13 protein-coding genes and 2 pseudogenes are annotated in these 21,173 nt (G+C 34.9%); 9 read left to right on the top strand and 6 right to left on the bottom strand.

Annotated elements, in window-relative coordinates; all coding sequences use genetic code 11:
• Window positions 1–32 precede the first annotated feature (32 nt).
• The 4 genes from ACXGSQ_RS04135 to ACXGSQ_RS04120 all read left to right on the top strand — a co-directional run bounded on the left by ACXGSQ_RS04135 (window position 33) and on the right by ACXGSQ_RS04120 (window position 10,125).
• Entirely contained in the window at window positions 33–983 is a 951-nt protein-coding gene (locus tag ACXGSQ_RS04135) for an endonuclease/exonuclease/phosphatase family protein (RefSeq protein ID WP_458628368.1), read from the top strand.
• A gap of 225 nt (window positions 984–1,208) precedes the next feature.
• Entirely contained in the window at window positions 1,209–7,256 is a 6,048-nt protein-coding gene (locus tag ACXGSQ_RS04130) for a GEVED domain-containing protein (RefSeq protein ID WP_458628367.1), read from the top strand.
• A gap of 26 nt (window positions 7,257–7,282) precedes the next feature.
• Window positions 7,283–8,191 carry a PorP/SprF family type IX secretion system membrane protein gene (locus ACXGSQ_RS04125; protein ID WP_458628366.1) on the top strand — a complete coding sequence of 303 codons (909 nt, stop codon included), beginning with the start codon at window positions 7,283–7,285 and terminating at the stop codon, window positions 8,189–8,191.
• 20 nt (window positions 8,192–8,211) lie between these two features.
• Complete coding sequence (locus ACXGSQ_RS04120; RefSeq protein ID WP_458628365.1) at window positions 8,212–10,125, top strand: OmpA family protein; 1,914 nt, start codon at window positions 8,212–8,214, stop codon at window positions 10,123–10,125.
• Window positions 10,126–10,331: 206 nt separating this feature from the next.
• Here ACXGSQ_RS04120 and ACXGSQ_RS04115 read toward each other — a convergent pair whose 3' ends face one another.
• On the bottom strand, window positions 10,332–10,805 hold the full coding sequence (locus ACXGSQ_RS04115; RefSeq protein WP_458629317.1) for a CYTH domain-containing protein: 474 nt from the start codon (window positions 10,803–10,805) through the stop codon (window positions 10,332–10,334).
• A gap of 53 nt (window positions 10,806–10,858) precedes the next feature.
• On the opposite strand from ACXGSQ_RS04115, the pseudogene dinB reads away from it, so the two are divergent.
• Window positions 10,859–11,961 (top strand): annotated as a pseudogene (dinB, locus tag ACXGSQ_RS04110) (DNA polymerase IV).
• Between the two features lie 129 nt (window positions 11,962–12,090).
• On the opposite strand, the gene pyk reads toward dinB, so the two are convergent.
• The 5 genes and pseudogenes from pyk to ACXGSQ_RS04085 form a co-directional block, all read right to left on the bottom strand.
• Entirely contained in the window at window positions 12,091–13,533 is a 1,443-nt protein-coding gene (gene pyk, locus ACXGSQ_RS04105; RefSeq protein ID WP_458628364.1) for a pyruvate kinase, read from the bottom strand.
• A gap of 1 nt (window position 13,534) precedes the next feature.
• Window positions 13,535–14,014 (bottom strand): IPExxxVDY family protein, encoded by a 480-nt coding sequence (locus ACXGSQ_RS04100; protein ID WP_458628363.1) that lies wholly within the window; start codon window positions 14,012–14,014, stop codon window positions 13,535–13,537.
• Window positions 14,015–14,146: 132 nt separating this feature from the next.
• Window positions 14,147–14,886: pseudogene (rnc, locus tag ACXGSQ_RS04095) on the bottom strand (ribonuclease III).
• A gap of 7 nt (window positions 14,887–14,893) precedes the next feature.
• Complete coding sequence (gene fabF, locus ACXGSQ_RS04090) at window positions 14,894–16,144, bottom strand: beta-ketoacyl-ACP synthase II (RefSeq protein WP_458628362.1); 1,251 nt, start codon at window positions 16,142–16,144, stop codon at window positions 14,894–14,896.
• Between the two features lie 13 nt (window positions 16,145–16,157).
• Window positions 16,158–16,391, bottom strand: a complete 234-nt coding sequence (locus ACXGSQ_RS04085) for an acyl carrier protein (RefSeq protein ID WP_013869581.1) — start codon at window positions 16,389–16,391, stop codon at window positions 16,158–16,160.
• 271 nt (window positions 16,392–16,662) lie between these two features.
• Between ACXGSQ_RS04085 and purN the strand changes: the two genes are divergently transcribed.
• From purN to ACXGSQ_RS04065, 4 genes are all read left to right on the top strand, one after another.
• On the top strand, window positions 16,663–17,226 hold the full coding sequence (gene purN, locus ACXGSQ_RS04080; protein ID WP_458628361.1) for a phosphoribosylglycinamide formyltransferase: 564 nt from the start codon (window positions 16,663–16,665) through the stop codon (window positions 17,224–17,226).
• Window positions 17,227–17,265: 39 nt separating this feature from the next.
• A complete protein-coding gene (locus tag ACXGSQ_RS04075; RefSeq protein ID WP_458628360.1) occupies window positions 17,266–17,907 on the top strand; it encodes a ribonuclease H1 domain-containing protein in 642 nt (213 codons plus the stop codon).
• Between the two features lie 81 nt (window positions 17,908–17,988).
• A complete protein-coding gene (locus ACXGSQ_RS04070; RefSeq protein ID WP_458628359.1) occupies window positions 17,989–18,915 on the top strand; it encodes a PfkB family carbohydrate kinase in 927 nt (308 codons plus the stop codon).
• A gap of 69 nt (window positions 18,916–18,984) precedes the next feature.
• On the top strand, window positions 18,985–20,883 hold the full coding sequence (locus ACXGSQ_RS04065) for an amidophosphoribosyltransferase (RefSeq protein ID WP_458628358.1): 1,899 nt from the start codon (window positions 18,985–18,987) through the stop codon (window positions 20,881–20,883).
• Window positions 20,884–21,173: the final 290 nt, after the last annotated feature.

The following is a 21,173-nucleotide window of genomic DNA, read 5'->3' as shown; positions in this document are numbered from 1 at the left end:
AATTAATATTTTAAAAACCTATATTTAATCCTATGAATAATACTTTTGAACCATATACTATTGCATTCTATAATATCGAGAATTTATTCGATATAAAAAACAACCCATTCACAAATGATAAGGATTTTTTACCAACGTCAGCAAAACGTTGGACTTTAAAGCGCTATCAGAACAAATTAATGAAATTAGGCACCGTAATTTCTCAAATTGGTAAAGAAGATGATAAAGACGCACCGGTTTTAGTTGGATTGGCTGAGGTTGAAAACCAAAAAGTACTATCATATTTTGTTAATAGCAAAAATCTAATTGACGAAAACTACAACTATATTCACTACGATTCTTTAGACGAAAGAGGAATTGATGTGGCCTTACTCTATAAACGTGATGTTTTTAAAGTAGAACATTCTGAAACCTTTTCGGTATATCTTCAAAATGAAAAGGGGGATCAAGATTATACTAGAGATATTCTCTTGGTACAAGGAGAATTAAATAACGAAAACATCAATGTAATTGTTAACCATTGGTCCTCTCGAAGAGAAGGTGTTAAGGAAACCGATTTTAAACGTATAGCTGCAGCAAATGTTGTAAATTCTATTATTAAAATGCTTAAAACGAAAAATCCCAATTCCAAAATTATAGTTATGGGAGATTTTAACGACAATCCTAATTGTCAAAGTATAATGTTGTTAGAAAATGAAAGCAAGCTCTTTAACCCTTTTAAAACCGTTTGGTCTCGTGACAACGGTAGTTTAAGCCACAATTTTCAATGGCATCTATTCGACCAAATTTTATTCTCTACAAACTTTTTTGACACCAATAATTCTAAGTTATTGTACAGTGACGCACAAGTTTATAAAACTAAATTTCTTACACAGAACGAAGGTAAATATAAAGGACAACCTTTTAGAACCTTTGTTGGCAAAAAATATAAAGGCGGTTATAGCGATCATTTCCCTGTTTTTATTCAATTGAAGTCTTCTTAAAAAATCATTAAACCTTTCATCGATTATTATGGTATTTAATCTATTATAGCAATGTTAACAACATGTTAATAGTCATTTTTTATATATTCGAGTTCGCATAGTACAATTGTCTAACCAACAATTATGATGCGCATTGCAAAGCATTTTTTTTCAAAACACCAACAAATTACTTTATAATCAAATAGTTATAAAGCACATAAACAATTTTTAACAAACCGATTAATAATGAAAAAAATTACTCTATTTTTAATCATGCTAGGTTGTTTCCTAACAGCTAGCGCTCAGTATGATTTTCCACCAATAGTTGGACCAACCACAGTAGTATCTGGGGAGAATACAGCTATAAACGTAAATGACATAGCGAATACTGCTGGAGTACCAGCATCCTCTACAGGATCGTATATTTCATTTTTAGTAACAGCAGAATGGGTTGCAGGGGATGGAAACCCATGGTCTAATGAAGCACAGCTTACATTAACAACAACCGCTGGAGATGTGTTAATTGATCCTGCAACAACAGGAGGAGGCACTAATGGCGACAACACAACACTTACATTTGTAGGTGAGTTTCCTGCTATTTATGATCCAACAGTCGATGGTTACTTAGACCTCGTTTTCGACCAAAGCTACGCAGGCTCAGAGGCAGACTACAATAACATTGTGGTAACACTCTATGAAAGTCCAGCTTGTCCTAATCCTTCTGGAATGACAACCGCTTTATTAACGACAACAACAGTTGACTTAATATGGACAGCAGGGGATTCTGAAACCGCATGGAATGTTGAATACAGCACCTCAGATTTTACACCAGGAAATGGTGAAGAAGAAGGTTCTGCTAATGTCACAGGCAGTGCAGCAACATCTTTCTCTGGATTAACAGAGAACACAAATTATTATGTTTATTACCAAGCTGATTGCGGAACAGTAGATGGAACTAGCGAATGGGTAGGTCCATTTACGTTTTTAACAGGTTATTGTGAATCGGTACCAACATCAGTTGATGGGGATGGTATTACACAAGTAGAATTAGGCACTGAAATTTTTACTTCGGCAGGTGACGACGTAACCTATGAAGATTTTACAGGAACAACTGTAGATTTAGCATCTCAAGTGACTTCTAATTTACAAATCACTTTTGCTACAGGTCCAACATACAATACAAACATTTGGATAGATTTCAACAATGATTTAGTGTTTGACAATGCAACAGAAATCGTTTTCCAAGGAACTAGCGAAGGAGTTAACCCAACGGTATTTAACGCGTCATTTTTAATGCCAGATGTACCTTTAGGTGTCTATAATATGAGAATTGGTACGGCTGACTTTAATCAATCAGCAGCTGCCCCAGACCCTTGTTATAGTGGGACTTGGGGAGTGACTATGGATTTTTCTATAAACGTTACAGCAGCACCAAATTGTATTCCACCAAGTGCATTAACAACAAATGGTATTGGTGCTAATAATGCCGAACTTGCTTGGACACAAGCAGGTACTGTATCGCAATGGAACGTTGAAGTTGTACCAACAGGAACAGCACCAACAGGAAATCCAACAGCAACGAATGTTACAAACCCATATAACGCTTCTGGCTTAGACGGTTTAACAACCTACGATTATTATGTACAAGCTAACTGTGGTAGTGAATTAAGCTTATGGTCTGGTCCTTACACATTTACAACATTATGCGATGTAACCATTCCTGATTATTTCCAAGACTTTACAGATGTTACTTTCGCTCTAGCACCTGAATGTTGGGATGAAGCCAATAATGGTACCCCAACTACTGGCCCTACAGATTTAGGAGCTAGCTCATGGACCTCTGATGGATTTTTGAATGACGGTTTTACAGGAGCCTATAAAGTAAATATATACGGTACATCTTTAAATGATTGGATTTTATCACCACAATTTGATTTAACCGGTGGTCCTTTTCAAGTAGAATTTGATTTTGGAATTACAAACTGGGGTAATGCGACAGCCGGTACTTTAGGTTCTGATGATGAAGTACAATTACTTATATCAAATGATAATGGAGCAACATGGACAACTTTATTAACTTATGATAGTACGTCTAATGTTTCTGCAAGTGGTGAACACCCTGTTGTAAATTTATCGGCATATAATGGCCAAATCGTACAATTTGGAATATACGCTACTGACGGAACTGTTGATGATACCACAGATGTAGATGTTTTTGTAGATAATTTTCAAGTCAGAGCAGTACCAAGTTGTCCAGAGCCAAATGATTTAGCTGTTACCAATATTACACCTGATGGTGCTGAATTAACATGGACAGAAGCGGGAACGTCTACCATATGGAATGTAGAAATCGTAGAAGCAGGTGAAGCACCAACTGGTACGCCAACCGATACTAACGTTTCTAATCCTTATATTGCTACGGGTCTCAATCCTGTCACTTCATATGATTTCTATGTACAATCCGATTGTAGTGGTGATTTAAGCTCATTTACAGGTCCGATATCTTTTACAACATTATGTGATATCTTTGTTCCAGATTACATTCAAAACTTTGCAACCATTACTCCTGATTGTTGGGAAGAAGCAAGTGAAGGTACCCCAACTACTGGCCCAACCGATTTAGGTAATAGTTCTTGGAATTCAGATGAATTTCTTAATAGTGCTACTGGTAGCCTTTCTTATAATATAAACGTATTCGGCTCAACTTTAACTACGTTCAATGATTGGATTATAACACCACAATTTGATTTAACCGGAGGTCCTTTTCAAGTAGAATTCGATTTCGGAATTACAGAATGGATTAGTTCTACCGTAGCAGGAACACTAGGTTCTGATGATACTGTACAATTATTAATTTCTACGGATAATGGCGCAACATGGGTGAATTTATTAACTTATGACAGTACATCTGTAATTCCTATTACTGGTGTACACCCCGTAATTGATTTAACTGCCTATAGTGGTCAAATCGTACAATTTGCAATATATGCTACTAGTGGAACTGTAGTTGATACTGCCGATAATGATATTTTTGTAGATAACTTTAGAGTAAGGGGTATTCCTACGTGTCCTGAACCAACAGATCTATCAGCATCAGCCTTAACTTTAACTTCAACAGAATTGAGTTGGATAGAAACTGGTACAGCAACTTCTTGGAATATACAATACGGTGAAGCTGGTTTTCCATTAGGTTCTGGTACATATATAACTGACGTTACGACTAATCCTTATACGTTATCTGGCCTAACAGCTGATACAAGCTATGAGTATTATGTACAAGCAATATGTAGCCCTGGAGACGAAAGTTCATACAATGGTCCTTTCCAATTCTATACAGGTTATTGTGAATCGCTACCAACAAGTAACGATGGTGATGGTGTAAATAATGTCACTCTTGGATTAACAGATTTCCCAAGTGCTGGAGATGTATTCTATGAAAACAACACCGCATCTGTGGTAGATGTCTTCAGAGGTCTTGATACTAATCTAGAAATTGAATTTGGACATTCAGCGACATACAACACTAATATTTGGATTGACTTTAATGACGATTTAATATTAGATGACACAGAACTAGTTTATCAAGGTGCATCAACAGGTGGTAACAATCCACATATGCAAAATGCTTCATTTTTAATGCCTATTACTGCCCCTCTTGGACAGCATAGACTGCGCATTGTTACAACTGATTTTCTACAAACACCTGCTAATCCTTGTTACAATGGGTCTTGGGGTGTGACTTTAGATTTTACGGTTAACATTCAAGAATTAAATTGTACGCTTGCAGAGGCTGACTATACCGTTGTGCCAGACTGTGCTAGCGACCAATTCTCAATTGCTGTCAACATTTTAGATTTAGGGGATGCAACGTCTCTAGAAATTTCAAATACGTTTAATACCGATATTGTTATAGCTACAGATACTGAAACCTATTCTGTTGGTCCTTTTGATTTTGGTACAGAAGTAAGAGTATTTGTTGCCAGTGAACAAGACAGCGATTGTACCATTAGTAGTGATAACTATCTAATTGTAGCTTGTCCTCCAGTTAACGATAATCCATGTGACGCTACTACGGCAGTAGTAAACGATCAAATTCTTTGTGAAAACAGAACACCTGGTACATTATTAGCAGGTTCAGCTTCTGGTATTCCAGAACCTTCATGTGGAGGCAGTGCTGATGATGATGTTTGGTTCCAATTTGAAGCTACAAGCGAATACCAATTAATTGCAATAGCAAACATTGTTGGTGGTGATGATTCAGATATCGATCATTCAGTTTATGAAGGAACTTGTGACAACTTAACTGAAATTTCTTGTACCTCTGGTTTTGCAGAATTATCAAGTGTTACACCACAACTTACTATAGGTAATACTTATTATATTAGAGTGTATTCTGGTGGTACTTCAAACGTAGATACAACCTTTGAATTATGTATTACACCATATATTCCACCAGTAAATCTTGAGTGTGACTTAGCCGACAACTACTGTAGTGGTAGTGATGCAAGTGATATACTTTATACTTATAACACTATAAATGTTCTTCCAGGTGATGGTCAAATTGATTGTTTATTTACAACGCCAAACCCAACCTATAGTGTTTTAGAAATTGGAACAACTGGTGATATCTTAATTGAAATGGTTCAAAACTCTGCTTTTGATGAGAATGATAATCCAATTGGTGACGAGTTAGATGTCGATTTTATCCTATGGGGTCCATTTGGTCCAGGTGATGACTTGTGTGATTTATCATCAGTAGTAGATTGTAGTTATTCTGCTGCACCTGTTGAAAATGTTACATTACTAGGAGCTCAAGAAGGTGAAATCTATTTATTATTGATAACAAACTTCGAAAAAGAGCCTGGTATTATCCAAGTAAGACAAACTAACGTTGGAGAACCTGGTTCTGGTAGTACCATAGCTGATATTAATGCCTCTATTACTAGTAACGATGTATTGATTGATCCAAATAATGATCCGCTAGAAACAGACGAAGTTTCAGTATGTGGCTTCACTTCTGTAACGATTGAAACAGACTCTCCATTTGCTGATGATTTTGTTTGGTTCAAAAATGGTGAACCAATAGTCGGTGAGAATTCAAGCACACTTGTTGTTACAGAATCTGACAATTACCAAGTACAAGCCTTTGATTCGCAATGTAATGCTAATGCTTTATCTCAAGTGGTAATTATTAACCTTTATAAAGACCCTGAACCATTAGCACCACAAACGCTTATAGCATGTGATGGACCAGAAGCCGATGGCATAGAATCATTCGATTTAGATGCTTTAACATCGTCTCTTGGACTTGATGGATTTACATTAAGTTATTATACTAACACAGATGCTGCTAACCAAGCCCTCCCTCCTCTCTCATCTCCGTACGAATCGGCAGGTGAAACCCTTATCATAAGAATTGAGGATGCAGATGCCGCTCTAAACGGATACACAGGGTGTCGTGAGTTATCACAAGTTGAATTAATCGTCAACCCTAGACCAGTTATCAATCAACCAGATGATTTTGTTGTCTGTGATGATTTAGATGGTGCTGTAGATGGTGTTACTGAGTTTGATTTAATATCAATCAATGATGACGTTACTACAGATAATACTATGATTATTTCATATCACACCTCTTTACAGGCCGCGGAAGATGGAGATGGCGCATTAACTAGTCCATATTCTAGTAGTGGTGAAACGATTTATGTAAGAGCACAAGATGCCGTAACAGGTTGTTACCAAACGACTTCGTTTGATTTAGAAATCAACATTGTGCCATTAGCTGAATTTGACCTTCAATATGATTATATTGTATGTCCACCACCATCATTAGCAGAAAAAACGATAGGTATTATACCTTCTAACTTTACTGATGCTGATGTAACTGTAACTTGGACATTAGATGGAAACCCTTTTAGTGGTAGCGGATTAACTTTAAATAACGTTGTAGTAGCAGGTGATTACTCGGCTACAATTACATTTAACGAAACCGGTTGTTCTAATACAATAACCACAACTGTTGAAGAAGCTGAAACGTGTATCTTCCCAGAAGGTATTTCTCCTGGTGTTTCACCTGGTCAGAATGATACTTTTGATCTAAGAGCATTTGATGTAACTAAGCTCGAAATATTTAACAGATATGGAACCTTAGTGTATTCTAAAAAGAACTACACCAATGAATGGGTTGGACAAAGCAATGATGGCGAAGAATTACCTGTAGGAACGTATTTCTATACTGTTGAATACGAAGGTGGAACGAAAACCAAAAGTGCTTGGGTATATATTAACAGATAATCAACTAACAGAATCAACTTATTATAATGAAAAAACTCTCTATTATTGCGGTTTTGCTTTTAGCATTTCAGATGCATGCCCAACAAGACCCTCAGTACACACAATACATGTACAACATGAATCTAATTAACCCTGCTTATGCAGGTTCTAAAGAAAATCTTTCTTTTGGTTTGTTATATAGAACCCAATGGAGTAAGATTGATGGCGGACCTGAAACAGGTACATTTTTTGGCCACTCCCCTGTTGGTAATAACATGGGCTTAGGTCTATCTGTTATTGCAGATCAAATTGGCCCTGTTAAAGAAACCAATGTTTATGCAGATATTTCGTATACCTTAAAGTTAGGTGGCGAACACAATTTAGCTTTTGGAGTTAAAGCCGGTGCTACGTTTCATGATATTGGTTTAAACTCTAATGTAAATGTTATTGATAATACAGATCCATTTTTTTCTCAAGATATTAGTTCTACAACACCTAATATCGGAGCTGGATTCTTTTATTACACTAATAAATACTATGTATCTTTATCAGTACCAAATTTATTATCATCAGTTCATTTAGATGCTGATGGTTATAAAATAGGATCTGAAACACAACACTATTTCTTAACTGGTGGTTACGTGTTTGATCTGTCACCAAATACTGAATTAAAGCCATCGTTTATGGTGAAATCAGCATTTGATGCCCCAACGTCTTTTGATGTTAATGTTAATGCAAGGTTCTATAAAAAATTCGAAATTGGGGCCTCATACCGATTAGACGATTCTTTTTCTGGTTTAGTTAATGTTGCGCTTACACCATCATTAAGAATTGGTTATGCGTATGACGCTATCTCTTCAGACATCAAAGCTTATTCACCTGCATCACATGAGATCATGGTATTATTTGATCTTAATTTTGCAAAACGTGTTTCTCGTTCACCTAGATACTTTTAATCAGTTAAGCTAAAACAATTATGAAAAAAATTAAAACATTATTATTGATTACGTTGATGAGTAGCTTTTGCTTAACTGCTCAAAATAAAGACACTAAAAAAGCAGATAAGCAATTTGCACAATACGAATTTGTTAAAGCCGCTGAAAGCTATAACAAACTTGTTGAAAAAGGTAAAGCTGATGCTTATGTTTACGGACAACTTGCAGAAAGTTATTACAACATTTTTAATACAGAAGCTGCCGAACGTTGGTATGCTAAAGCATTAGAAACCTCTGATAACCCAGAAATGATATACAAGTACTCACAAATGCTAAAAGCAAATGGTAAGTACGAAGCATCTAATAAGCAAATGGATAGGTTTGCATCAATGCGTCCTTCTGACCATCGTGCTGCTGCCTTTAGAAAAAATCCAGATTACCTTCCTAAGATTTTAGAACAAGGTAAAAAGTTTAATGTTCAAAATGCCGACTTTAACTCTGAGCAATCTGATTTTGGTGGTATTATGAATGATGGTAAATTATATATTACTTCTGGTCGCAATGACAGTCGTAAAAACTACGGATGGAACGATCAACCATTTTTAGATATTTATACGATTGTTAAAAATACCGATGGCACCTACCAAGAAGCTGAGTTAGCTAACAACAAAATTAACTCTAGATTCCACGAAGGTTTAGTTACATTTTCACCAGATGGTAAAACCATGTATTTTTCTAGAGAAAGTTTTTATGAAAAAGATTTTCAAAAAGATTCTTTAAGTAGTGCAAAATTTAGTCAACTTTATTTATTTAAAGCAACTAAATTAGGTAACGATTGGGATACAGTAGAGAGCTTAGCTATTAATAGTGAGAACTATTCTGTAAAAAACCCATCAGTTAGTGCTGATGGTAAAACATTGTATTTCGCTTCAAACATGCCAGGTGGTTATGGGGGATTTGACCTTTACAAAGCACCTATAAACGCTGATGGAACTTTAGGAGAAGCTGAAAACTTAGGTCAGAAAGTGAATACTGAAGGACAAGAAATGTTTCCGTATATCAGTAGCAACAACACCCTTTATTTTTCATCTAATGGTCATTTAGGCCTTGGTGGTTTAGATGTGTTTTACACTAAAGAAATTGATGGTAAAATGGCACCTATTCGTAACTTAGGAATTCCTATTAACAGTAATGGTGATGACTTTGCTTTTATTATTGACGAAGAAAATGATGAAGGATTTGTTTCTTCTAACAGAAGTGGTGGAAAAGGTGGTGACGATATATATGCATTCAAAAAACTACAACCTCTTTGTGATGTTTTAGTTAATGCTATTGTTTTAGATGATAAAACACGCGAACCAATAAGTGGTGCATCAGTATCTTTATTTGATACAGAAGGTAATAAAGTCGTTTCTAAAATAACAAATGAAAACGGTGTTGCCGAATTTATTGTAGAATGTGAAAAAGATACCGAATTAGAAGTTGTAATGGATGGCTTTGACAGCAAGAAAGTACAAGTGAAAGGTTCTAACGACGAAGAAAACAATGTTCAAATTTCTTTAGATCCAATTGAGAAATTAATTGTAGCTGAAACGATCAATTTAGCGCCAATTTTCTTCGAGTTCGATCAGTCTAACATCACAGCGCAAGCCGCTTTTGAATTAGATAAATTAGTTCAAATCATGACAAAATACCCTGAAATGGTTATAAAAGCAACCTCACATACCGATAACAGAGGAACTGATGCTTATAACAATGCCTTATCTGAGCGAAGAGCAAAAACTACCGTTCAGTATGTCATTTCTAAAGGTATCGACGAATCTAGAATCTCTGGAATAGGGAAAGGTGAAACCGAACCTAAAGTGGATTGTGCTAGCGGTTGTACAAAAGAACAACACGCAGAAAATAGACGTTCTGAGTTTATTATTGTTAGCGGAGCACCTGCTACAGAATAAACAGTCTTTTAATAATTATAAAAAAGCTCTGAAATCAATTTCAGAGCTTTTTTTATTGAACGCCATTAACAACGTTTACAACCACGCTATAGAGAGGTTTAGTTAACAACTTCTATATAGAACGCATTGTATAGTATCTCATATTAACTATCACCATACCTATAATAATTATCATACCAAAACAATACAAAACTGCAGTAATTACTTTATAGTTTCCATAATTTATAAGGCATCTTACTTAATACGGCATTGTAATATTTGACATCTCCCGTAACTTCTTCACCTAACCAACCCGGTTTTTTATAAGATTCATTTTCAGTATTTAACTCAACTTCAGCAACAATTAAACCTTCATTATCCCCATAAAACTCATCAATTTCAAAAATATGATCATTAGATCGAACTTCGTAACGTGTTTTCTCTATAATTCCCGGTTCACAAAGTTGTAATAAGGCTTCAGCATCAGGTTTAGAAATTTCCTTTTCCCATTCAAAACGTGATAAACCATTAGCCGTAGATTTTCCTTTAACCGTCAGGTAACCTTTATCATTCTTTATCCTTACGCGTACTGTTCGTGATTTATTACTATTTAAAAAACCCTGTTTTATAGTGTAAGCCTTATAAGCTTCAACTTTATAAGCATCAGAGGTAACTAAAAATTTTCTTTCTATTTCTATCATCATACGTTATTACAATTACCTTTTAAAAGGCATTTAATGCCTAAATTTACAGTATGATTTGTGATTTACCAATAAGAAAGATAATTCATGTAGATATGGATGCCTTTTATGCCTCTGTAGCACAAATGGACGATCCCGAACTTAAAGGTAAGCCCGTTGCTGTCGGAGGCAGTGGACCGCGAGGCGTAGTAAGTGCTGCAAGTTATGAAGCGCGCAAATATGGAGTAAAAAGTGCCATGTCTGGTCGTTTAGCTATAAAACTATGTCCAGAACTAATTTTCGTAAAACCAGATTTTGAACGTTATACTGAAATTTCTAAACGCATTCGCAAGATTTTTTTTGAATATACTGACTTGGTAGAACCCCTATCGTTAGATGAAGCCTATTTGGATGTTACAGAAAACAAAATAGGGCTTCCTAGCGCATCATTAATTGCGAAAGAGATTAGGCAAAGGATATTGAACGAAGTGGGCTTAACAGCTTCCGCAGGCATCTCTATTAACAAATTTATCGCTAAAGTGGCAAGTGATTATAATAAACCTAATGGACAAAAAACTGTAAATCCAGAAGATGTCTTTCAATTTTTAGAAGATTTAGACATCAGAAAATTCTATGGTGTAGGCAAGGTGACTGCGGAAAAAATGTACCAAAAGGTATTTTTACAGGCAAAGATTTAAAAGCAAAATCATTAGCGTATTTAGCTGCGAATTTTGGAAAATCGGGTCGCTATTATTATGATGTGGTAAGAGGCATACATACAAGCGAAGTAAAGCCCAATAGAATTAGAAAGTCTTTAGCGGCAGAACGCACTTTTAATGAAAACCTATCGTCTGAAGTTTTTATGTTAGAAAAACTTGAGCATATCGCAGAAGAAGTATCAAAACGACTACATAAAAGTAATGTTGCAGGAAAAACGATTACTTTAAAAATAAAATATAGCGATTTTACGTTGCAGACGCGTAGCAAAACCTTGCCTTATTTTGTAAGTGAAAAAGCCCTCATTCTAGAAACTGCAAAGGATTTACTCTATCAAGATATCATGAAAAATTCAGTACGACTTCTAGGTATTTCTTTGTCCAATTTAAATACTAAAAAAACCAAACCTTTAGATCAAGACGAAAAATCTGTTAGTGTTCAATTAAAATTTAGTTTCTAATGAAACCCTTGGCAGAAACGTTCTTACAGGAAACAGCTTTAGCATTTAGACACTTTATAATCATAAAAAATGCAGCATCGTTTACCAACCATACTGCATTTACTATATCTTAATTATTAAAGTTTCTATCTAGAAACTACAGCTTTCGATTTCAGAAACTCGCAACGTATTCACCATACCTTTATCTTGAATTGGCATTGCGGCTAAACTAATTAGCATGTCACCCACTTCTAAATAACCTTTTTTACAAGCCATAGCGTTTACGTCTTCAATGGTTTCATCAGTACTTACAAATTTATCATAATAAAACGCTGTAACACCCCATAGTAAACTAAGTTGCGTTAAAATACGTTTGTTTGATGTAAACACTAAAATATGAGCAGATGGTCTCCAAGCAGAAATCTGAAATGCCGTATAACCACTATTTGTTAATGTAGAAATCGCTTTTGCATTAATTTCATTAGCCATATTAGCCGCATGATAACAAATTGCTTTGGTTATATAACGCTTAGTACGAATATGCGGTGGAGATTGTGGTACTTCAATAAGTGGTGAATCTTCTACACTACGTATTATATTAGACATTTGGCGAATCACCTGAACAGGGTATTGCCCAACAGAAGTTTCACCAGATAACATTACAGCATCGGCACCATCCATAACCGAATTGGCCACATCATTCACCTCAGCGCGTGTTGGCGTTAAACTTGTAATCATGGTCTCCATCATTTGGGTAGCAATAATTACAGGAATTCTAGCTCGTTTGGCTCTTAAAACTAATTGCTTCTGAATTAATGGTACTTCCTCTGCAGGAATTTCAACTCCCAAATCACCACGAGCCACCATTAAGCCATCACAATACGCTACAATTTTATCGATATTCTCAACAGCCTCTGGCTTTTCAATTTTAGCTATAATTGGGATTTTATGATCACTATGCTCATTAATTAATTTCTCTAACTGCATTAGATCTTCTGCATGACGCACAAATGATAATGCTATCCAATCAACTTTTTGACCAATAGCGAAAATCGCATCTTCAATATCTTTTTCTGTTAAAGCTGGTTGTGAAATATTCGTATTAGGTAAGTTAACACCTTTCTTAGATTTTAATGGCCCACCTTGAATAACTCTTGCTTTAACTTCAGAGACTTTATCAGTAGAAACAACTTCAAAAATTAATTTTCCATCATCTAATAATATCCGTTCACCTTGCTGTGCATCTTGAGGAAACTTATCATACGTCATATAAACGCGTTCTTTTGTGCCTTCAAAACGTTCTCCTGTAGCAAAAATAATTTCGTCTCCTTCGTTTACGATCACTTCACCTTTCATGGTACCAACACGCAATTTAGGACCTTGAAGATCTCCTAAAATTGAAGCATTGTACCCAAACTCTTCATTGAGTTCTCTAATCATTTTAATACGTTCTTCAACGTCTTTATAATCGGCATGAGAGAAGTTAATTCTAAATACGTTACACCCTTCATCTAGCATTGCTTTCAATACTTCTTTGGTGCTTGTTGCAGGACCTAATGTGGCTACTATTTTTGTTTTCTTGTTTGACATCAATTCAAAAAATTAGATGGTCTTTCGACCTTATTTTTAACGGATCTACCGTATAACTAGTTATAATTTGTGGAATGGCTTTTAACTTATTTAGAATAAGCTTTTCATCAACATTCTGTATCTCGTCTGAAATTTTTATGAAATAATCGACCTTCTTATATTCAGGAATTAAATGGAACGTTTTAAGTACTTTTTCATTAGTACTAAATAAGGTTCCGGTACTATATAAACTATCTTCTTCCTTTTTACAGACGTTAGAAATTAAATTCCACATCATGTATTCTGTTTCGTTATCCCATTCAAAAATACTGTATGAGGACTCTAAATATTTAAAGTCTATATCTTTTTCCTTACGTTCTAACTTAAGCTCTAAATGCTTATTGAGCAAATAGGCCAATCGATAATCCTCTATTCTAGAATGAATCGCAATTAGTTTATAGGAATCATCATAGAAATCATCTACTTGAAGTTTGTGTAAAGCCATACAATTATAACTTTGAAATGTAAATATAGTATAATAATAACTTAAGTTTATTAAGAAAATGCTAAGATTAGCTCTTAAAATCTACGAAAACGTTTTAGTTCTATTAATTTAATTCTACTAAGAGATTAAATACTAGTGAAGCTTAGTTATTTGATTTTGTAAAGCAAAAAATGCGCGTTTAGATGCTTTTTCTTCTGCCTTTTTCTTAGATGTTGCTCGTGCTTTTGACACCACTTTATTATTGATAGTGAGTTTTACAGAAAAATGTTTTAACTCATCTTTTCCGGTATCTTCATAAACTTCGTAATCAAACGTGTTTTTTTCTTTCTGACACCACTCAATTAGTAAGCTTTTATAACTAATAACTTTACCTTCTAATGATTCGATATCAACATGTGGATCAATCACGCGTTTGTAAATGAATTTTTCACAAAAGCTATAACCTTTATCTAAATAAATAGCCCCCACTAAGGCTTCAAAAAGATTCCCGTGAATATTATTTCCAAAATTGGATGTCGGAATTTTACTTTCTACAAGATTAATAAGCCCTAATTCTTCACCTAATTTATTGAGATGTGTTCTACTAACAACTTTTGAACGCATTTTGGTAAGATACCCTTCATCCCCATGTGGCACTTTCTCGAATAAATACCCTGCAATTACAGAACCTAGTATAGCATCTCCAACAAATTCTAAGCGCTCATAATTAACGGCATTGCCTTTCTTGTCCTTTATATTCATAGAACGATGGGTAAACGCCGTAATGTAAAACGATTTGGTCTTGGGCTTAAACCCAAGTATGTCTCTAATTTTTAAAAAAAATTCCCGTCTTCTTGAGTACGGGAATTTAATATGTTACGAATGAAGCTCATTCAAGATTTAATCTAATTTTTTAAATAACACACAAGCGTTGTGTCCGCCAAATCCAAATGTATTACTCATTGCGACTTTAATATCTCGTTTCTGAGCTTTATTAAGCGTTAAATTTAATTCTGGGTCAATGTTTTCGTCAACCGTTTCGTGATTGATTGTTGGTGGCACAATACCATGTTCCATTGCTAAAATTGAAGCAATAGACTCAATAGCACCAGCAGCACCCAACAAGTGTCCTGTCATTGATTTTGTAGAATTAATATTAATATTCTTAGCATGACTGCCAAAAACTTCAGATATAGCTTTTAACTCGGCAACATCCCCTAAAGGTGTTGACGTACCGTGAGTATTAATATGATCTACATCTTCAGGCTTTAAACCAGCGTTCTCTATACAATTTTTCATTACCGCAACAACACCAATACCATCAGGATGTGGCGCTGTCATATGATATGCATCTGAAGATAAACCTCCACCTACAACTTCTGCATAGATTTTAGCTCCTCTAGCTTTAGCATGCTCATACTCTTCTAAAACAATCGCACCTGCTCCTTCACCTAATACAAATCCATCACGGTTAGCATCAAATGGTCTCGAAGCTGTTTGCGGATCGTCGTTACGCGTACTCATGGCATGCATAGCGTTAAACCCTCCCATACCAGCAATAGTAACTGCAGCTTCACTTCCTCCTGTAATAATCACGTCACAAGTCCCTAAACGAATGGTATTTAAGGCATCGATCATTGAATTTGCAGAAGAAGCACATGCAGATACTGTGGTATAATTAGGCCCCATAAAACCATATTTTATAGATATGTTTCCTGGCGCTATATCAGCAATCATTTTTGGAATGAAGAATGGATTAAAACGAGGTGTTCCGTCACCAGCAGCAAAGTTTAACACTTCATCTTGAAATGTTTCTAAACCACCTATTCCAGCTCCCCAAATCACTCCAACTCTAAGTTTATTTATCGCATCTAGATCTAGCTTCGAGTCTACAATGGCTTCATCTGAAGCGACCATTGCATACTGCGAAAACTTATCCATTCGCTTTGCTAACTTTCTATCAATAAAGTCAGTAACTTCAAAGTTTTTTATTTCACAAGCGAACTTGGTTTTGAACTTTTCAGGGTCAAAATGTGTCACAGGAGCAGCACCACTTTTCCCGCTAATAAGAGCTTCCCAATATTCATCTTTGGTGTTTCCTATTGGTGTAAGTGCACCTAAACCTGTTACTACGACTCGCTTTAATTCCATAAAAATTGCGTTATTATTTTGCTGCTTCTATATAAGAAACCGCTTGACCAACTGTTGCTATATTCTCAGCTTGATCGTCTGGTATTTGAATATCGAATTCTTTTTCGAATTCCATTATTAATTCTACAGTATCTAATGAATCCGCTCCTAAATCGTTTGTGAAGCTTGCTTCAGTTACAACTTCGTTTTCATCAACACCTAATTTATCTACGATAATCGCTTTTACTCGTGATGCAATGTCTGACATAATTTTTTAATTTTAAGTTTTAATTAGATGGCAAAAATAAAAAACTTTATTTGAATATTCATCTTTACCGATAAAATGTGTTTTTAATTTAGTAAAAATAAAAAGAAGTATTATAAGTTTTACCCTAATTGTTAATTATTATTCTTTTTTTTGTTCGAATAATTGAAGAAATATACCTGTAAATGAAATGAGCTTAAGCAAAGGTTGCTGTGCATTCTATGTTTAAATTAGCGAATTCCATCAAACAATAATTTAAAATATAAACTAATTGATGAAACGTATTGTAATTTTTGCGTCCGGAAGTGGCTCTAATGCTGAAAATTTAATTAAGTTTTTTCACAACAGCGATAATGCGTCTGTTATTCAAGTACTAACTAACAATCCTCATGCCAAAGTCTTAGATCGCTGTAAAAAATTAAATGTTAGCGCCTTATCTTTTAATAGGATTGCTTTTTCTAAATCTGAAGATGTCTTAAATATCTTAAAAACATCGCAACCAGATCTTATTGTTTTAGCTGGCTTCCTTTGGAAATTTCCAGAATTCATTTTAAAAGAATTCCATAATAAAGTCATTAATATTCATCCTGCTTTGCTACCAAAATATGGAGGCAAAGGAATGTATGGTATGAATGTTCATAACGCCGTTGTAGACAACAATGAAACAGAAACAGGCATCACGATACATTATGTAAACGAAAATTATGACGAAGGAGCCATTATTTTTCAAACAAAATGTAAGGTTTCACCTACGGATTCTGCAAAAAATATTGCTGAAAAGATTCATTTGTTAGAAATGAAGCATTTTCCATTAATTGTAAATGAACTATTAAAGTAAGAACCTAAAATAGGATTTCCGTTTACACGGAAACTGAAGATGAGTAAAAAGAAAAAAAAATATTATACCGTTTGGCAGGGCCATAAAAAAGGAGTCTATAGCACTTGGAATGCCTGTAAATCTCAAATTAAAGATTATCAAGGTGCACAATACAAATCTTTCCCTACACTTGAAGAAGCCGAAAACGCATTAAAAGGGAATTACTTTGATTATATAGGAAAAAATAAATCGTTTTCCAGTGGACTTTCTGAAGCGGAACTCAAAAAAATAGGGCAACCCAACTACCATTCTATTTCTGTGGATGCAGCGTCCAGTGGAAATCCAGGTATTATGGAATACAGAGGAGTAGATACTAAAACAAAAAAACAACTCTTTCATCAAGGCCCTTTTGAACAAGGCACTAATAATATTGGTGAATTTTTAGCACTAGTTCATGGCTTGGCATTTTTAAAACAACACAATAGTGATCGTATAATGTATACGGATTCTAGAACCGCTATGAGTTGGGTACGCAAAAAAAACTGTAATTCAAAACTCCCTCGTAATGCCAAAAATAAACCCGTTTATGATTTAGTAGATCGCGCTGTAGAGTGGCTAAAAACCAATGAATACTCTACTACTATTGTAAAATGGGAAACGAAGGCTTGGGGAGAAATTCCTGCGGATTTTGGCAGAAAATAAATCTGTTTTTCATAGAATTAATTGATGTTTCACAAGAAATATATTTCACGTACTTTTGCACTTTAATTCAAACTTTCTTTGATGAGTAAATTAGTAGTTGTTGGTACAGTAGCTTTTGATGCTATTGAAACGCCTTTTGGTAAAACTGACAAAATCCTTGGAGGAGCAGCAACCTATATAGGTTTATCGGCTTCAAATTTTAATGTAGATTCTGCGGCAGTTTCTGTTGTTGGTGGCGATTTTCCACAAGAATATTTAGATCTTTTAAAGCATAGAAATGTAAATATCGATGGTATAGAAATTATAAAAGAAGGTAAAACGTTCTTTTGGAGTGGAAAATATCATAACGATATGAACTCTCGTGATACCTTAGCTACAGAGCTCAATGTATTGGAACATTTTAATCCAATTGTTCCTGAAGGTTACAAAGATTCTGAAGTTGTTATGTTAGGTAACTTACACCCTCTTGTACAGCAAGGTGTATTAGACCAAATGACAAAAAAACCAAAATTAGCCATTTTAGACACCATGAATTTCTGGATGGACATCGCTTTAGATGATTTACTTTCAGTAATTAAAAACGTCGATGTAATTACTATTAACGATGAAGAAGCAAGACAATTAACTGGAGAGTATTCTTTAGTCGTTGCAGCGAGAAAGATTCATGACATGGGACCTAAATATGTTGTTATTAAAAAAGGAGAACATGGCGCCTTATTGTTTCATGATGATAATGTATTTTATGCTCCTGCTTTACCCTTAGAAGAAGTATTTGATCCAACAGGTGCTGGCGACACCTTTGCCGGTGGTTTTGCTGGGTATTTAGCTAAAACAGGTGATTTCTCTTTTGAGAACATGAAAACAGCCGTCATCTACGGCTCTACTCTAGCCTCCTTCTGTGTTGAAAAATTTGGTACGGAACGCATGCAGAATTTAACAGATAAAGAAATTTATAAACGTTTAGACCAGTTTAAGAGTCTGACACAATTTGATATAGAATTAACATAAACTAACGCGCTCAGAAATTGAGCGCGTTTTTTATTTCACAAAAAAACTAAATAGCGGAAAAAATTAATCATGAGTGATGCGTTAAAACATGAGTGCGGAATTGCACTTATTAGACTTTTAAAACCATTAGAATACTATAAAGAAAAGTATGGCAGTGCTTTTTATGGTGTTAACAAAATGTATTTAATGATGGAAAAACAGCACAACCGTGGACAAGACGGAGCTGGTTTTGCAAGTATTAAATTAGACGTAAAGCCTGGGGAACGTTACATAAGTCGTGTGCGTTCTATTGCACAACAACCCATACAGGATATTTTTGCTCAAATTAATGAACGCATTAACCAAGAGCTTACAACCCATCCTGAATATCAAAACGATGTTGATTTACAGAAAAAGCACATTCCGTACATAGGCGAGGTATTACTAGGCCATGTTAGGTATGGTACCTTTGGAAAAAATAGTGTAGAAAGTGTTCACCCCTTTTTAAGACAAAACAATTGGATGCACAGAAACCTGATTGTAGCAGGTAACTTTAACATGACGAATGTTAATGAACTCTTTGATAATCTTATTGAAATTGGTCAGCATCCAAAAGAAAAAGCAGACACCATTACTGTAATGGAAAAGATTGGTCACTTTTTAGATGATGCCGTTTCAAAAATTTATAAAGACCTTAAAAAAGAAGGTTATAATAAAAGTGAATGTTCACCTTTAATTGCCGAACGTTTAAAAGTTGGTAAAATATTAAAGCGTGCCGCAAAAAATTGGGATGGTGGCTACGCTATGGCAGGTCTATTAGGCCATGGAGATTCTTTTGTTTTAAGAGATCCTTCTGGAATTAGACCCGCTTACTATTATAAAGATGATGAAATTGTTGTGGTAGCCTCAGAACGTCCTGTAATTCAAACCGTATTTAATGTACCTTTTGAAGCCGTCAAAGAATTAGAACCAGGACATGCCATTATTACTAAGAAATCTGGTGAAACACAAATTAAGAAAATATTAGAGCCTTTAGAGCGCAAAGCTTGTTCTTTTGAACGTGTCTATTTTTCTCGTGGTAGTGATGCTGAAATCTATCAAGAGCGCAAAATGCTGGGACGTTTATTAATGCCTAAAGTTCTAGAAGCTATTAATAATGATACCAAAAACAGTGTGTTTTCGTATATTCCTAATACGGCAGAAACTTCATTTTATGGCATGATTGAAACCGTTGAAGATCACCTCAACGAACAGAAAACAGCCTCTATATTAAATGGTAACGGTCAATTATCAGCAGAACAGGTTACCGAAATTTTATCGGAACGCCCAAGAATTGAAAAAATAGCCATTAAAGATGTTAAACTAAGAACCTTTATTACTGAAGATAGTAGTAGAGATGATTTAGTGGCCCATGTTTATGATGTTACTTATGGTGTTATAAAACCTACCGACAACTTAGTAATTATTGATGATAGTATTGTTAGAGGTACAACACTTAAAAAGAGTATCATTAAAATGATGGATCGATTAAACCCTAAGAAAATTGTTGTGGTTTCTTCAGCTCCTCAAATTCGTTACATCGATTGCTATGGTATAGATATGGCCAACTTAGAGACCTTAATTGCTTTCAGGGCCGCTTTAGAATTACTAAAAGACAATAATCAATATCATATTGTTGAAGACGTATATAATAAATGCCTTAAGCAGGTAAATATTAAAGACAAGAATGTTGTTAACCATGTAAAAGAGATCTATGATAATTTTACAGATGAACAGATATCTGATAAGATTTCCGAATTATTAGGTGGTGAAGATATTAATGCTGAAGTTAAAATTATTTTCCAACCTGTTGCAAATCTGCACAAAGCCTGTCCTAAAAACTTAGGAGATTGGTACTTTACAGGAAATTATCCTACGCCTGGAGGAAACAGAGTTGTAAACAGAGCTTTTATCAATTTTTACGAAGGAAATAACCGTCGTGCTTATTAAAGCTTAGCAAAAAAGGCCTTTTACCCGATAAAATAAGTGTTTTATCGGGTAAAAACGTATTTCGTCCGATTATTGGTTTGTTTTAACAAATTAAATATACATTGGTATCACCATAACATAAGTAGGTTAAGTTCATGGTAGATTTGGGGCAAAAAGGATGAACAACTGTTCATCCTTTTTTTATACCCTATACTGAAGTAATACTTTAAGTTATTCCCTTAACTAAACGCTGTTTTTTAAGGTAATTACAACAGAATCAATATAATTTCCACGCTTAGACTAATATATAG

This window comes from Winogradskyella sp. PC D3.3, from assembly GCF_054366245.1.
The sequence above is the reverse complement of the archived record's forward strand: the minus strand, read 5'-3'. Positions and strand labels throughout refer to the sequence as shown.

What these genes read in the sequence shown, in the direction of transcription:
- ACXGSQ_RS04075 (WP_458628360.1), top strand. Translation starts at nt 17,266, where the DNA reads ATGAGTAAAAAGAAAAAAAAATATTATACCGTTTGGCAGGGCCATAAA.
- ACXGSQ_RS04115 (WP_458629317.1), bottom strand. Translation starts at nt 10,805, where the DNA reads ATGATAGAAATAGAAAGAAAATTTTTAGTTACCTCTGATGCTTATAAA.
- ACXGSQ_RS04085 (WP_013869581.1), bottom strand. Translation starts at nt 16,391, where the DNA reads ATGTCAGACATTGCATCACGAGTAAAAGCGATTATCGTAGATAAATTA.
- ACXGSQ_RS04130 (WP_458628367.1), top strand. Translation starts at nt 1,209, where the DNA reads ATGAAAAAAATTACTCTATTTTTAATCATGCTAGGTTGTTTCCTAACA.
- ACXGSQ_RS04100 (WP_458628363.1), bottom strand. Translation starts at nt 14,014, where the DNA reads ATGGCTTTACACAAACTTCAAGTAGATGATTTCTATGATGATTCCTAT.
- ACXGSQ_RS04065 (WP_458628358.1), top strand. Translation starts at nt 18,985, where the DNA reads ATGAGTGATGCGTTAAAACATGAGTGCGGAATTGCACTTATTAGACTT.
- ACXGSQ_RS04125 (WP_458628366.1), top strand. Translation starts at nt 7,283, where the DNA reads ATGAAAAAACTCTCTATTATTGCGGTTTTGCTTTTAGCATTTCAGATG.
- ACXGSQ_RS04120 (WP_458628365.1), top strand. Translation starts at nt 8,212, where the DNA reads ATGAAAAAAATTAAAACATTATTATTGATTACGTTGATGAGTAGCTTT.
- ACXGSQ_RS04070 (WP_458628359.1), top strand. Translation starts at nt 17,989, where the DNA reads ATGAGTAAATTAGTAGTTGTTGGTACAGTAGCTTTTGATGCTATTGAA.
- purN (WP_458628361.1), top strand. Translation starts at nt 16,663, where the DNA reads ATGAAACGTATTGTAATTTTTGCGTCCGGAAGTGGCTCTAATGCTGAA.
- fabF (WP_458628362.1), bottom strand. Translation starts at nt 16,144, where the DNA reads ATGGAATTAAAGCGAGTCGTAGTAACAGGTTTAGGTGCACTTACACCA.
- ACXGSQ_RS04135 (WP_458628368.1), top strand. Translation starts at nt 33, where the DNA reads ATGAATAATACTTTTGAACCATATACTATTGCATTCTATAATATCGAG.